Origin of the sequence: Streptomyces sp. NPDC089799 (assembly GCF_040684755.1) — a bacterium.
GTDB lineage: Bacteria > Actinomycetota > Actinomycetes > Streptomycetales > Streptomycetaceae > Streptomyces.
Window position 1 is genome coordinate 33799 of sequence record NZ_JBFBGR010000026.1, and the last position, 13749, is coordinate 47547.

The 13749-nt window shown below is 71.6% G+C and carries 14 protein-coding genes; 4 read left to right on the forward strand and 10 right to left on the reverse strand.

The genetic code is table 11. The annotated features are described in order from the left end of the window. The first annotated feature begins 38 nt into the window (after nucleotides 1-38). Nucleotides 39-782: a hypothetical protein gene (locus AB0O36_RS25925; protein ID WP_365114553.1), complete on the forward strand. Its 744-nt coding sequence runs from the start codon at nucleotides 39-41 to the stop codon at nucleotides 780-782. Here AB0O36_RS25925 and AB0O36_RS25930 read toward each other — a convergent pair. From AB0O36_RS25930 to AB0O36_RS25955, 6 genes are all read right to left on the reverse strand, one after another. Then, nucleotides 724-1983 carry a cytochrome P450 gene (locus tag AB0O36_RS25930; protein ID WP_365114555.1) on the reverse strand — a complete coding sequence of 420 codons (1260 nt, stop codon included), beginning with the start codon at nucleotides 1981-1983 and terminating at the stop codon, nucleotides 724-726. The genes AB0O36_RS25925 and AB0O36_RS25930 overlap by 59 nt on opposite strands. A gap of 167 nt (nucleotides 1984-2150) precedes the next feature. Then, nucleotides 2151-2681 carry a hypothetical protein gene (locus tag AB0O36_RS25935; RefSeq protein WP_365114557.1) on the reverse strand — a complete coding sequence of 177 codons (531 nt, stop codon included), beginning with the start codon at nucleotides 2679-2681 and terminating at the stop codon, nucleotides 2151-2153. Next, nucleotides 2678-4135 (reverse strand): HAMP domain-containing sensor histidine kinase, encoded by a 1458-nt coding sequence (locus tag AB0O36_RS25940; RefSeq protein WP_365114558.1) that lies wholly within the window; start codon nucleotides 4133-4135, stop codon nucleotides 2678-2680. Before AB0O36_RS25940 ends, AB0O36_RS25935 begins: the two co-directional genes overlap by 4 nt. Before the next feature lie 55 nt (nucleotides 4136-4190). Beyond that, entirely contained in the window at nucleotides 4191-4871 is a 681-nt protein-coding gene (locus AB0O36_RS25945) for a response regulator transcription factor (RefSeq protein ID WP_365114560.1), read from the reverse strand. Nucleotides 4872-4911: 40 nt separating this feature from the next. Continuing rightward, nucleotides 4912-6618, reverse strand: coding sequence for a murein biosynthesis integral membrane protein MurJ (murJ, locus tag AB0O36_RS25950; RefSeq protein WP_365114562.1), 1707 nt, complete (start codon nucleotides 6616-6618; stop codon nucleotides 4912-4914). Next, on the reverse strand, nucleotides 6615-7715 hold the full coding sequence (locus AB0O36_RS25955; protein WP_365114645.1) for a peptidoglycan bridge formation glycyltransferase FemA/FemB family protein: 1101 nt from the start codon (nucleotides 7713-7715) through the stop codon (nucleotides 6615-6617). The genes murJ and AB0O36_RS25955 overlap by 4 nt, the downstream gene beginning before the upstream one ends. Nucleotides 7716-8060: 345 nt before the next feature. Between AB0O36_RS25955 and AB0O36_RS25960 the strand changes: the two genes are divergently transcribed. After that, the gene (locus AB0O36_RS25960) at nucleotides 8061-9260 is read left to right on the forward strand and encodes an Ig-like domain-containing protein (protein ID WP_365114564.1); all 1200 of its coding nucleotides are present in this window, start codon (nucleotides 8061-8063) and stop codon (nucleotides 9258-9260) included. Further along, nucleotides 9261-9524 (forward strand): hypothetical protein, encoded by a 264-nt coding sequence (locus AB0O36_RS25965; RefSeq protein WP_365114649.1) that lies wholly within the window; start codon nucleotides 9261-9263, stop codon nucleotides 9522-9524. Between the two features lie 37 nt (nucleotides 9525-9561). On the opposite strand, the gene AB0O36_RS25970 is transcribed toward AB0O36_RS25965, so the two are convergent. Genes AB0O36_RS25970 through AB0O36_RS25985 form a run of 4 tightly spaced genes read right to left on the reverse strand, consistent with a single transcriptional unit; the run spans nucleotide 9562 to nucleotide 12815 of the window. Then, the gene (locus AB0O36_RS25970) at nucleotides 9562-10440 is read right to left on the reverse strand and encodes an amino acid ABC transporter permease (protein ID WP_365114566.1); all 879 of its coding nucleotides are present in this window, start codon (nucleotides 10438-10440) and stop codon (nucleotides 9562-9564) included. Beyond that, nucleotides 10437-11081: an amino acid ABC transporter permease gene (locus AB0O36_RS25975; protein WP_365114568.1), complete on the reverse strand. Its 645-nt coding sequence runs from the start codon at nucleotides 11079-11081 to the stop codon at nucleotides 10437-10439. The genes AB0O36_RS25970 and AB0O36_RS25975 overlap by 4 nt, the downstream gene beginning before the upstream one ends. 16 nt (nucleotides 11082-11097) lie before the next feature. After that, entirely contained in the window at nucleotides 11098-12057 is a 960-nt protein-coding gene (locus AB0O36_RS25980; RefSeq protein WP_365114570.1) for a glutamate ABC transporter substrate-binding protein, read from the reverse strand. A 14-nt stretch (nucleotides 12058-12071) separates the two neighbouring features. Beyond that, nucleotides 12072-12815, reverse strand: a complete 744-nt coding sequence (locus AB0O36_RS25985; protein WP_365114572.1) for an amino acid ABC transporter ATP-binding protein — start codon at nucleotides 12813-12815, stop codon at nucleotides 12072-12074. 325 nt (nucleotides 12816-13140) lie between these two features. Here AB0O36_RS25985 and AB0O36_RS25990 point away from each other — a divergent pair, with 325 nt between their 5' ends. Beyond that, the gene (locus AB0O36_RS25990) at nucleotides 13141-13731 is read left to right on the forward strand and encodes a hypothetical protein (RefSeq protein ID WP_365114574.1); all 591 of its coding nucleotides are present in this window, start codon (nucleotides 13141-13143) and stop codon (nucleotides 13729-13731) included. Nucleotides 13732-13749: the final 18 nt, after the last annotated feature.

Here is a 13749-nt window from a genome sequence, read left to right on the forward strand (position 1 = left end):
CGCGTCAGGGCCTCAGGGCTGCGGCTACGATCCGCCACATGGACGAGGACGTGCGCGACATCCTGCTCGGGGTGATAGCAGCCGGGCTCAGCGGCGGTTTCGGCTGGTTCACCCGAACGTACCTGTGGCGCCGTGCGCTCCGTCGCAAGCAGGCGTTCTTCGGGCTGCCGACCGGCTCCGACTGCCTCTTCGTGGTGGGACGGCAGATGCGCGCCGCCGAGACCTCGGTGCACCGCAACGACGCGTTCGCCCTGCTGGAACTCTCCGCGCTGATCAAGGACTGCGGGGCGAACGTCCAGATCGTCGCGCACGACGAGGCCCGCCAGGGCTTCGGCGAGCGCGCCGAGTTCTGTGTCGGGGGCCCCACCTCCAACAGCCGTACGGTCGCCCACCTCGCCTCGATGCTGCCGGGGGTGCGGATCACCGTCGACGCCGAGCAGCGGGAGGACCGGGGCACGGTCCGGGTCGGCGGCGAGACCTACCGCTGGAACGAGGGGCAGGAGGAGTTCGTCCTGCTGGCCCGGCTGGTGGGCGGGGAGGGCGGGCGTCCGGTGTTCCTGCTCTGCGGCCAGAGCGCGGTCAGCAACCAGGCGGCGGCCCGCTATCTGGCCCGGCACCACGAGCGGCTGGCCCGCAGGTACCGGACGAACTCCTTCTGCCTGCTGCTGAAGGTGGTCAACTCCCAGGCGTACGGCCCGGATGTGACCGAGCTGACCGCCGACGTCACCCGCGCCGCCGTGGCTCCTGCCGCACCCGAACCGGCAGCCGCGTCAGGCCGTTGATGAAGTTCGACACCAGCCGGCGCGGTGGGCCGGTGAGTTCCGGCGCGGGCATGAGGGCGCGCCACTCCTCGTGGAAGGTACGCAGCTGCAGGCGGGCGAAGTGGGCGCCGAGGCAGACGTGCGGGCCGTCGCCGAAGGAGACGTGCGGGTTCGGCGACCGGTCGGGGTCGAGGCGGTGCGGGTCGGCGAAGACCCGTTCGTCGTGGTTGGCGGAGGCGTGGAAGACGACCACCTTGTCGCCCTCCCGCACCCGCCGGCCCGCCAGTACGGTGTCCCGCGCGGCGGTGCGGCGGAAGCTGAGCACCGGCGGGTGGACGCGCAGGAGTTCGTCCACGGTGCGGCCGGTGTCGGCCTCTCCGGAAGCGAACCGCCGGTAGGCGTCCGGGGCGCCGGCCAGGGCCAGCAGGCCGCCGGGGGCTGCGCTGCGGACGGTGTCGTTGCCTGCGACGGTGAGCAGGAAGAAGAACATCTCCAGTTCGGCGTCGTCGAGTCCGGCGTGGGCGAGCGCGGTCATCAGGTCGTCGGCGGGGTGGGCGCGCTTGTACGCGGCGAGCTCGCGGGCGTAGCCGAACATCTCGCCGAGCAGGGCGGGCGAGCGGGGGTTGACGGGGCGGCCGTCGGGGCCGAGCACGGGCGGGGGCGCGTCCTCCGGGTCCTGGTAGCCGATGATCCGCACGGTCCAGTCCAGCAGCAGTCCGCGGTCGGCGGCGGGGACGCCGAGCAGGTCGGTGAGGTTGAGCAGGGCGTACTCGTCGGTGACGGTGCGGACCAGGTCGGCGGTGCCGTCCTCGGCGGAGTCCCGGGCGGCGGTGAGCAGCGTACGGGCGCGGTCGCGCACCCGGGCGGCGAAGGCGTCCACGCGGGCCGGGGTGAAGGCGCGGGCGGCGAGGCGGCGGAGCCGGCCGTGGTCCGGAGGGTCCTGGTTGAGCATGGTGCGGCGCAGGAAGGGCAGGTCGGCGGGGTCGGGGTCGCGGATCTGGGTGGCGCCGAGGGTCGAGGAGTACGTGCGGTGGTCGCGGAGGACCTGGGCGACGTCGGCGTGGCGCGTGACCGCCCAGAAACCGGGGCCGGCGGGCCAGCCCATGACCTCCGGTTCGGGTTGCCAGGCGACGGGGTGGCGGTCCCGGAGCCGGCGGTAACGGTCGTGGGGGATGCCGGCGGCGTACAGGCGGGGATCGAAGACGTCGGGTGCGCTGTCCATGGCGGACACGGTGGCCTTCGGGTGGGCCGGGGCACAAGGGAGCGCGCCCCGGCCGGTCCCGGCGGGGCACGGTGGAACGGTGTTGCCGCCGCTGGGCGGGGTGCCCCGCCGGGGCAGGGTGGGGCGGGGTGCTGCCCGGGCGGGGTGTCCCGGTGCGCCCGCCCGGGTCAGTCCGCCGCGTCGCATGATGTGGCCGGGAGGGTGGTGTCGGGGCCGGTGAGGATGACCTGGGCGTGGCCGGAGCGGGAGGTGGCGAAGGCCGTGGTGCAGACGAGCTGGCGGCGGGCGGCTGCGGTCAGGTCCGCGACCCGGTACGCCAGGGTGACCCGGGTGGGGCCGTCGCGGCCCTCGGGGTATTCGACGACGGCGGGCCTCGCGCGTTGCTTCGGGTCGGGGATGACCGGCAGGTTCGATCGGAGTCCGGCCTTCCGCTCGTCCTGGGTGGGACCGTCGGCCAGCAGTCGCAGCAGGTCGGGGGCGGAGTACGGCGGATAGTTGTGGCGCTGCACCGGGGTGAGCAGTCCGGTGGGGCCGATCAGGTAGATCATCGAGCTCCGCTCCCCCTCGCCGGCCACGGCCATGGAGGCGGGCCGGCCGCTCTCGATGATCCCGGTGGGCTTCACCCCGCAGCCGGCCGCGAGCAGGGCGAGGAGGACGAGCGGGACGAGGGGCGTCGCGGCGGATGCGGTACGGGTCATGTCCGGGCTTCCAGGGGCATGTCGACGGTGAACACGGCGCCTCCGGCCGGCCCGTTGGCGGCGCGCACGGTGCCGCCGTGCAGCCGGATGTTCTCCAGGGTGATGGCCAGGCCGAGGCCGCTGCCGGCGGACCGGGCCCGGGAGGCGTCGGCCTTGAAGAAGCGGTCGAAGATGTGCGGCAGCACCTCGGGGGCGATGCCCGGGCCGCTGTCGGCGACTTCGATGAGCAGCCGCCCGCCCTCCCCGGCGGCGGAGCCTGCGCGGGTCTGCACGGTGACCCGGACGGGGGCCTCGCCGTGCTTGAGGGCGTTGCCGACGAGGTTGGCGAGGATCACGTCGAAGCGGCGGGAGTCGAGCCGGGCGCGCACGTCCCTGGGGAGTTCGGTGCGCACCCGGTCGGATTCCCAGTGCCGGCGCTCCAGGGTCTTGGTGACCGCCTCGGCGATGTCGACGTCGTCCAGGTTGAGTTCGGCGGCCCGGGCGTCGAACCGGGAGATCTCCATCAGGTCCTCGACGAGCACGGCGAGTTTGCCGGTCTCGGCGCTGATGAGCCGCAGCGCCTTGGCGGTGTCCGGGTCGAGGCGCTCGGCGTCCTCGTCGAGCACCTCGGTGACGGCGAGCATTCCGGCCAGCGGGGTGCGCAGTTCGTGGGAGACGTCGGCGGCGAAGCGGCGGGCGCGGGCCCCGGCCTGCTGGAGTTCGTCCACGGAGCGTTCCAGGGCGCGGGCGGTCTCGTTGAAGGTGCGGGCCAGCCCGGCGAGTTCGTCGGCGCCGCGGACCTCGATCCGGGTGTCGAGCCGCCCGCTGCCGATCCGTTCGGTGGCGCGGCGCATCTCACGGACCGGGCGGAGCACGCTGCGCGCCGCGAGCAGGGCGGGGACCAGGGCGATGGCGAGGCCGGGCAGGGCGCCGCTGCGGGCCGCGTCGACCATCAGGCCGACGGTGTCCTGTTCGTCGCTGAGCGGCATGGTGAGGTAGAAGACGAGCCGGGTGGGTTCGCGTACGCCGGAGTGGTCGAAGACCACCGGCATGCCCACCACCAGGGTCGGGGTGGCGTCCGGGCCGGTGACGCGCTGGAACACCGCGGCGGGGGCGGCGCCGGTGCGGGCCCGCAGGCCGTCGCCGATCAGCGCGGCGGGGGCCGGTTCGCCGGTGCTGGAGGCCCGCAGCGAGCCGTACTCGGCGTAGACGGACCAGGCGTGCGGCTTGCTGCGCCTGGAGATCTCGGTGACCATCCGGTCCAGGCTGCCCGCGGTGACCGGGAGGGAGATCGCGGTCTGGCCCTCGATCTGCTCCCGGAGGGTGCTGACGGCGATGTCCTGGCTCTGGGTGAGGATCGCGGTGCGCGCCTCGCGGTAGGTGAAGGCGGCGGTGGTCACCGCGCTGATCGCGGCGACCAGCAGGAAGGCGGCGATCAGCCGGGTGCGCAGGCCGAGCGGCCGGATGCGGATCACGGCCGGGCCCGCCCGCGGGGTGCGGCGGTCCCGGCCCGGCCGCCGGAGGGGCGGTTCACAGGGGTCCGAAGCGGTAGCCGAAACCGCGGACGGTCTGGATGTAGCGGGGGCCGGCGGCCGGGTCCTCGATCTTGGTGCGCAGGCGTCGGACGCAGGCGTCGACGAGTCGGGCGTCGGCGTGGTAGCTGTGCTCCCACACGTACTCCAGGAGTTGCTGGCGGCTGAAGACCTGTTCGGGCGAGGCGGACAGGTGGAGCAGCAGTTTGAGTTCACTGGGGGCCAGGGGCAGGCGTTCGCCGTTCCTGGCCACGGTCAGGCCGGCCCGGTCGATGGCGAGTTCGCCGTGGACCTCGCTGCCGGGCCGGCCCGCCGGGTCGGCGAGCCGGCGCAGCACCGCCTTGATCCGGGCTTCGATGACCTCCGTGCGGGCGGGTTTGACGATGTAGTCGTCGGCGCCCGCCTCCAGCCCGACGACTATGTCGAAGTCGTCGCCGCGCGCGGTCAGCATGATGATGGGGACCTGGCTGTTCTCGCGGATGCGGCGGCAGACCTGGACGCCGTTGATGCCGGGCAGCATCAGGTCCAGCAGCACCAGTTCGGGCCGGAACGAGGCCGTCAGCGCCAGGCCCGCCTCACCGGTCTCGGCGGCGCTGACCTCGTGCCCCCGGCGGCGCAGCCCGAGCGCCACCCCCTCCCGGACGGAGGGGTCGTCCTCGATCAGCAGTACGCGTGGCATCCGGCCAGTATCCCCCTGTGCTCGGTCGACCCGGCTTCGGTCAACCCGTCTTCGGTCGGCCTCCTCCCGGCCGGCGGCCGGTGCGGCGGCGCAGGGACCGCAGCGGTTCGCTGATCTCGGCGATGCGCAGCGGCCCCGCAAGGGCGACGACGACGAGCAGCAGGGTGGCGGTTCCCGCGGCGAGGGCGGGGATGTTCCCCAGGCCGTCGGCGGTACGGGCCACCGCCCAGCCGGCCGCGGCGGCGGGTGCGCCCGCGAGGAGGAGCCGCAGGTGGGTGCGCAGCGCCGTGGTGCGGCGTTCGGTACGGGTGCCGCCGCGGGGGCCGAGCCGCCGGGCGAGGGTGTACGCGGTGACGGCGCAGCCGGCGGTGAACGCCAGCGAGGACGCGCCGGCCATGCCGGTGACCGCCCAGCGGGCGGGCAGCAGCCAGTACGCGGCGGCCGACAGGACGGCGTTGAGCGTGGCGATGACCAGGTTCAGCAGGAACGGGGTGCGGGTCTCGGAGAGGGCGTAGAAGCCCCGGGAGAGGACGTACTGGCCGGAGAAGGCGATCAGGCCGGGGGCGAACGCGACGAGCATGCCCGCCATCACCTCGATGTCGGCGGGACCGGTGCGGCCGTACTCGAAGACGCTGCCCATGACCCAGGGGGCGAGGGCGGCGAACAGACAGGCGGCGGGCACCACGAAGGCGGCGCTGGTGCGCAGGGCGTGGGAGACGTCGCGGCGGACGGCGGTGAGGTCGCCGTCGGTGGCGGCGGCGCTCATCCGGGGCATCAGGGCGGTCACCAGGGAGACGGTGATGATGCCCTGGGGGACGATCCACAGCTGGTAGGCGTTGCTGTAGGCGGTGTAGCCCGCGCCGCCGGCGATGCCGGCGAGTTCGGCCTGCCGGCCGGTGGCGGTGGACAGCCGGGTCACCACCCAGTAGGCGATCTGGTTGGTGAGGACCAGCAGGACGGTCCAGCCGGCGTTGCGCAGCGGGCGGGCCAGGCCGCTGCCGCGCCAGTCGAAGCGGGGCCGCCAGCGGAAGCGGGCGGCGCGCAGGGACGGGACGAGGGCGAGGGCCTGGACGGCTATGCCGGCGGTGGTGCCCAGGCCCAGGAGCCGGGTCTCGGCCGCGGTCAGGCCGTCGGCCGCGTCGTGGGAGACGTAGAGGAAAAGGCCGAACACGGCGATGATCACGATGTTGTTGAGGACCGGGGTCCACATCATGGCGCCGAACCGGCCGCGGGCGTTGAGGACCTGTCCGAGCAGGGTGAACAGGCCGTAGAAGAGGATCTGCGGCAGGCAGTACCGGGCCAGGGCCACGGTGGTGCTCGCGTCGGCGCCCTCGTAGGGGGTGTACGCGGCCACGATGAGCGGCGCGGCCAGTACGGCGGCGGCGGTGAGGACCAGCAGGGCGGCGGTGCAGGCGGTGAGCAGCCGGTCGGTGTAGGCGCGGCCGCCGTCGGCGTGCTCCTTGGCGGCGCGGACCAGCTCGGGGACGAAGACGGCGTTGAGGGCGCCGCCGATGAGCAGCATGTACAGGATGTTCGGGACGGTGTTGGCGACGGCGTAGGTGTCGCCGAGCAGTCCGGTGCCGAGGGCGGCGACGACCACGGCGGAGCGGACGAAGCCGGTGGCGCGGGACACCACCGAGCCCGCGGCCATCAGGGCTCCGCTGCGGAGTACCGAGCCCCTGGTCTTCTGCTCCGGTGCGGTGGCGGTTCCGCCCGGGGTCCGTGCGAGGGCGGTGCTGTCGGTCACCGGCGGGCCAGGTAGGTCTGGAACGCCTTGTACAGCGCCGTGTTGGCGTATCCCGTCATGGGGATCTCCCACTCTCCGAGGGTTTCGACGACCTGCCCTCCGGTGCCGAGCTTCCAGCGCAGCAGTCCGAACGAGCGTGCGTCGGGGTCGAGGGTGGAGGGTACCCCGCGCATGTCGTACTCGTCGGCGCCGAGGGCGTGGGCGTCGCACATCATCCGCCACTGCAGGGCGTTGCTGGGGCGGACCTCTCGGCGGTGGTCGGCGGAGGCGCCGGTCTGGTACCAGACCCGGCGGCCGGCCACGATCATGGTGTGGGCGGCGAGGATCTCGCCCTGGTGCCGGGCGAGGTAGAGGCGCATCCGGCCGGGTGCCTCGGCGTTCAGGACCTCGTACTGCTTCTCGTAGTACGCCAGCGAGCGGCCGAGCCGGAAGCCGTCGCGTTCCTCGGTGATGCGGAGCAGCCGGTAGAACTCGGGCAGGTCGTCGGCGGTGCCCAGGACGGTCTCCACACCGGACTTCTCGGCCTTGCGGATGTTGCGGCGCCATTCCTGGTTCAGCCCGGACCACAGGTCGTCCGGGGTGCGTCCGGCCAGGGGGACCCGGAAGACGTGGCGGGGCTGGGCGTCGCCGTCCTCCTCGCCGCCGCAGCGCTGCCAGCCGCGGGTGCGGAGGCGGTCGGCGACGGCGGTGCCGAGCGGGTCGACCTCGCTGGCGAGGACGTCGGATATGTGGCGGCCGGGTCCGGCGCCGGCCTTGACGGCGGCGGCGTCCCAGCGGCGGTAGGCGGGGCCGGGCCCGATGCGGACGGCGAAGGCGCCGGCGGCGCGTATGTGGCGCAGCAGCGGGGTGAGCCAGCCGTCGACGTGGGGGTCGGACCAGTCGGCGACGGGGCCTTCGGGGAGGTAGGCGAAGTACTTGCGGGTGCCGGGGAGCTGGCGGTAGAGCACGAGGGCGCCGCCGTGGAGTTCGCCGGAGGGCGGACCCCAGCCGAGGAGTTCGGAGCGCCAGAGGTCCTTCACCCGGCCCCAGGACGGGTGCTGGAGGAAGCTCGCGTGCCGCTGCCCGGCGAGGAACGCCTGGTACTCGGGTACCGACAGGGTGCGGACGACCGCTTCCCGGTCGAGCCGGGAGTGGCCGGCGGGGGTGATGAGCAGTGCGCACACGGCGGTGGTCCTTCCGGTACGGGGTGGGTGGGATGTCCGGGGCTTCCGGGAGCGGAGCTCCGGGAGTGGGACTTCCGGGAGCAGGGCTCCGGGAGCGGGACTTCCAGGACTCTCACAGCCGTCCATGACCGAAGTGCACGGCGTTTGTGACCGGATGATGACCGTTCTGCTGCGGTCGGCGTCACAACCTGATTCCTGATTTTTTCCGCGGATTGCGGAACCTAAAGTCCCCTGCATCCGCTCTTGGTTTGCGGACGTCATTCATTCGGAGGGGTTTCGTTGAGCCGCACACGCCGTACCGCACGCATCGCCGCCATCGCGGGTTCCGCACTGCTGGCTGCCGCGCTGACCGCCTGCTCGGGCGGTTCCGGCGGCGGTACGGGCAGCGGTGACGGCAAGAACGCGGAGATGAAGCAGAAGACGCCGATGGCCATCTCGGTGAACCTGGCCGGGAGCGAGGTCAAGGCCGGGGAGCCGGTCAAGGTGACCCTGGCCGAGGGCAAGCTGACGCAGGTCAAGGTGACCGACGCCAAGGGCGGGGAGCTGGTCGGGCAGATATCGCCCGACGGCAGGACCTGGACCTCCGAGCGCAACGCCTCCCCGGGCGGGGAGTACAAGGTGGAGGCGCAGAACGGCGACGGCCAGAGCGCGAACACGCAGTTCAAGACGAGCGCCGCGGACAAGGTGAACAAGGTCTCGATCTATCCGGGGAAGAATTCCACGGTGGGCGTGGCACAGCCGGTCTCGCTGGTCTTCGACAACCCGGTGAAGAACAAGGCCGAGGTGGAGAAGCACCTGAAGGTGACCACCTCGAACAACACCGAGGGCTCCTGGGGCTGGATGACCGACTACTCGGGCAAGGACCGGGTGGACTGGCGGCCGAAGGACTACTGGAAGTCCGGCACCGACGTGAAGGTGCAGATGAACCTGAACGGGATCAACTCCGGCCAGGGCGGCGGCTACTTCGTCCGCGACTACAACACCGACTTCAAGATCGGAAAGGACCGCCGGCTCCTGGTCAACCTCGACACCAGGCAGATGACGGTGATGGAGGACGGCCAGACCGTGAAGACGATCCCGGTGTCGGCGGGCACGCCCGGCGGCCAGAAGGCGTCCTGGTCCGGGAAGATGGCGCTGATGTCGAAGGAGGGCACCATCAACATGAACTCCGAGACGGTCGGCCTGGGCGATGCCTACAACAAGATGGTCGACTCCTCGATGCGGGTGACCTGGTCCGGCATGTACATCCACGCCGCGCCGTGGAACGAGGGCAAGTTCGGTCGCGTCAACGCCAGTTCGGGATGCGTGGGCATGAGCAGCGGGAACGCCGCGGCCCTGTTCTCGATGGCGCAGATCGGCGATGTGATCGAGGTGTCCGGCGACGGCTCGAAGGGCAACGCCAAGCTCGGCAACGGGTACACCGAGTGGAACCTGTCCTGGGACGAGTGGAAGGCCAAGAGCGCCGCCAACGGCGGCTGAGTGCCGTCACCGGCCGCCGAGTTCCGAAAACGGCGGCCGGCGCTCGGCCGGTTCTCTGCGGGTTCACCCTTCAGCCGATCGTCACCGGCGCGTAACCCACTGACGGTCACCGCCTACGACGTACCCGCGGGCCACCGGCTCGCCCTGGTCATCGACACCGTCGACCCGCTCCACATCGAGGACGACCCCGCCGGCGCACAGCTGACCTTCTCCTCGCCGCGGTCCGATCCCTCGTACCTCTCGGTCCCGCTGCGCGAGCAGTGATCTCCGGCTGCCGCCGGGACGGGGCGGCTCCTCGCCGTCAGCCCTGTCCCGGCACGATCCCCGGGTCGGCCGGGGCGACCTCCACCGCCCGGGTCTTGAGACTGCGGCGCTCCCGCTTGGCCACCCAGGTCGCGAACCAGGACAGCAACATGCACATGCCGATGTAGACGGGCGCGATGACCAGGACCACCGGGATGAACGGCAGGTCGTAGTCGAGGTTCGAGGCGATCAGCTTGCCGGCGTGAAGGAACTCCTCGTAGGTGATCAGGAATCCCAGCGAGGTGTCCTTCAGCGCCACCACCAGCTGGCTGATGATGGCCGGCAGCATCGCCCGGACCGCCTGCGGCGCCAGGACGTACGTCATCACCTGGGTCTTGCGCAGGCCCAGGGCGTACGCCGCCTCCCCCTGCCCGCGATCCACCGCGTTGACTCCCGTACGGAACACCTCGGCCAGCACCGAGCCGTTGTAGAGGGTCAGCCCGGCCACCAGCGCGGGCAGCGGCTGGACCTTCAGCGCCACGAAGATGAAGAAGATCATCACCAGCACCGGCATGGCCCGGAAGAACTCCACGCACAGGGTGGAGATCCAGCGCAGCGGACGGTGCACCGACAGCCGTCCGGTCGCCAGGACCGCGCCGAGCAGCAGCGACAGCACCGAGGCGTAGGCGAACGCCTTCAGGGTGTTGCCCAGGCCGCGCAGCAGCAGCTCCTGGAGGCCCTTGTAGGCGAAGGGGCTCCACTTGGTGCCGGTGAACTGCCCGGTGTCGAACAGGAGGTAGAGGATCCAGCCGGCCAGGGCCAGGATGACCACCGTGGACAGGACCCCGTAGAGGAAGTGCCTGCGGCGGGTCTTGGGACCTGGGTAGTCGTAGAGGGCGGTGGACCCGGTGTCGCCGTGCAGGCCGAGTGCGGTCATCGGGGGACCCCCCAGCGCTTCTCCAGCACGTTGAACAGCGCGCTGATGGACAGGGTGATGATCAGGTAGCCCACGGCGATCCAGAAGAAGGTCCAGACGATGCTGTAGCCGAGTTCGTTGAGGGTCTTGTAGGTGCCCAGCAGCTCGGTGACGCTGAACGCGCCGGCGATCGCCGAGTTCTTCGCCAGCGCGATCAGCGTGGATCCGATCGGCGGGATCACCGTCCGGAACGCCTGCGGCAGCACCACGGCACCCAGGGTCTGCGAGAAGGACATGCCCAGGGAGCGGGCCGCCTCGCCCTGCCCCCGGGGCACGGTGTTGATGCCGGAGCGCAGGGCCTCGCAGATGAAGGCGGAGGTGTAGCAGCCCAGTGCCAGCACGGCGAACAGCTCGAAGGGCAGCACCACGCCGAACCGGGGCAGGCCGAGCATCACCGCGAAGAACAGCAGGGTGAGCGGGGTGTTGCGGAGCACGGTCACCCAGACCGTGCCGAACACCCGGAAGGAGCCGACCGGCGCGACCCGGAACGAGGCCATCACGAAGCCGAGGACCAGGGCGAGCAGCGAGGAGTAGACGGTGAGTTCGAGGGTGCCGAGGAAGCCCTCGGCGTAGGTGGAGAAGTTCTGGACCAGTACGTCCATGCGGGTACGGCTCCCCTCAGCTCGCCGGGTAGCGGTCGATGGGCGGCGGCTGCGGGGCCGGGTTGCCGGACAGCCCGAGGGTGGCGTCGTACGCCTTCTTCCAGTCGCCGTTCTTCTCGTGCGCGGCGAGGGCGTCGTCGAGGGCGAGGCGCAGCGCGGTGTCGTTGCGCGGGACGCCGACGCCGTAGGGCTCCTTCGAGAAGGGCTTGCCGACGACCTTGAGCTCCTCGGGGACCTTGGCCGCGTAGCCCAGCAGGATGGTGTCGTCGGTGGAGACGGCGTCGACCTGGTAGCTGAGGAGGTTGTCCACGCAGGCGCTGTACGTGTCGTAGGCGACGAGCACCGTCTTGGGGTACTCGCGCTCCAGCCGCTGGTAGGGGGTGGAGCCGGCGGCGGAGCAGACCCGTTTGCCGGCCAGGTCCTCCGGCCCCTTGATGTCCTTCTCGTCCTTGCGGACGAGCAGGGACTGGCCGGCCATGTAGTAGGGCCCGGCGAAGCCCACCTGCTTCTTGCGCTTGTCGTTGATGGTGTAGGTGCCGACGTAGTAGTCGATCTGGCCGTTCTGCAGGGCGGTCTCGCGGTTGGCGGAGGCGACGGTCCGGAACTCGATCTGCTTGTCCGGGTCGAAGCCGAGGGAGGCGGCGAGCATCCGGGCGACCTCGATGTCGAAGCCGGAGTAGCGGCCGGTGGCGGGGTCCTTCTCGCCCAGGTACGGCTGGTCCTCCTTGACGCCGATGATCAGGCGGCCGCGCTTCTTCGCGCGCTCCCAGGTCCGGGAGCCGGGCAGGTCGACGCCGGTGGCCACCCGGTACTCGGGGAGGTCCTCGGGCTGGGGGCCCTTGACCGGGGGCCTGCCCTCGAGGCCGCACCCGGTGGCGGCGGCCAGGAGGACGAACACCAGGGAGAGGACGGACAGAGGGAGGGAGGGCGTGCGGAGGACCGGGAAACGGCGGACGGACAGACGGGTGCTGTGCATGGTGGGCCGCCCGCTCAGTGCTTGAGGATCTTGGAGAGGAAGTCCCGGGCCCGCTCGCTCTCGGGAGCGGTGAAGAACTGCTCCGGGGGCCGGTCCTCGACGATCCGGCCGTCGGCCATGAAGACCACGCGGTTGGCGGCGGAGCGGGCGAAGCCCATCTCGTGGGTGACCACCAGCATGGTCATGCCGTCCCGCGCGAGCTGCTGCATGACCTCCAGCACCTCGTTGATCATCTCGGGGTCGAGGGCCGAGGTGGGCTCGTCGAAGAGCAGTGCCTTCGGGTCCATGGCGAGGGCGCGTGCGATGGCCACCCGCTGCTGCTGGCCTCCGGAGAGCTGGGCGGGGTACTTCTCCGCCTGGTCGGCGAGGCCCACCCGGGTCAGGAGTTCGCGGGAGCGCCGGTCGGCGTCGTCCCTCTTCCGCCCACGGACCTTGACCTGCGCGAGGGAGACGTTGGCGAGCACGGTCTTGTGGGCGAAGAGGTTGAAGGACTGGAAGACCATGCCGACCTCGGCGCGCAGGGCGGCGAGCTCCTTGCCCTCGGCGGGCAGCGGACGTCCGTCCAGGGAGATGGTGCCCGACTCGACGGTCTCCAGCCGGTTGATGGTCCGGCACAGGGTGGACTTGCCGGAGCCGGAGGGGCCGATGATCACCACCACCTCCCCGCGGCCGACGGTGAGGTTGATGTCCCGGAGGACGTGGAGTTCGCCGTAGTGCTTGTTGACGTCCCGCAGCTCGATCAACGGATCGACGGCCATGCGCTGCCCACCTTGTTGGCTCTCGGCTGTGTCGAGGTCAGCGCAAGCTATCCACCCGGGGAAGGGCAGTTCACCTCGACACGCCTAAAGGAGACATAAACCGCAAGGCGGATCGAATGGACCGGCAGGGTGGGCCGGGCGGCACGCGGGGGCACCGACCACCCCCGTCCGAGGTGCGAGATCGTTCAACATCGTATGGACAGATCCTTAGGTACGCCTTACCTTACTCACGGATCACCCGCACTGGAATCGAGGATTCCGCATGTCCGGACGCACCCACCGCACGGCCGACACGGCCGTGGCGCCGACCCACGAGGCCTGACCGATGACCGCACTCGCACCCGACACCGCCCTCGCCTCGCCCGACCCCGCGGGGTCCGCCGAGGCCAAGGTCACCCCGGTGCTGGTGCTCGGCATCCTCGGTGTGCTGGCCTGCTCGGTCGAGGCGGTGCTGTGCTGGACCGCCGGCCACCTGCAGGCCGACGCCACGCTCCAGACGGTGGCCCGGTTCCTGCACGTCGCGGCCCTGACCGTCGGGTTCGGTGCGGTCCTCGCCGTGGACTGGATCGGCATCCTGTGGCTGGCCGGCCGCCGCCGGCTGACCCACATCCTGGACGCCTCCAACGCACTGGCGACCCCGATCTGGGCCGGACTGGCGGGCCTCACGGTCACCGGCGCGCTCCTGCGGCCCGACCTGGACTCCCCCCTGACCCTGGTCAAGCTGGGCCTGGTGCTGGCCGTGACGCTCAACGGCCTCTACGCCCACGGCCTCGGCCAGCGCCTGGCCCCCTACCGGAACAAGGGCCTCCAGGCCGTTCCGCGCCGGTTGCTCGTCCAGTCCGGCATCGCCGCGACCGTCAGCCAGATCGGCTGGTGGGGCGCGACCCTGATCGGCTTCGTCAACAGCCAGAGCTAGCTTCGCCCGGAGAGGACC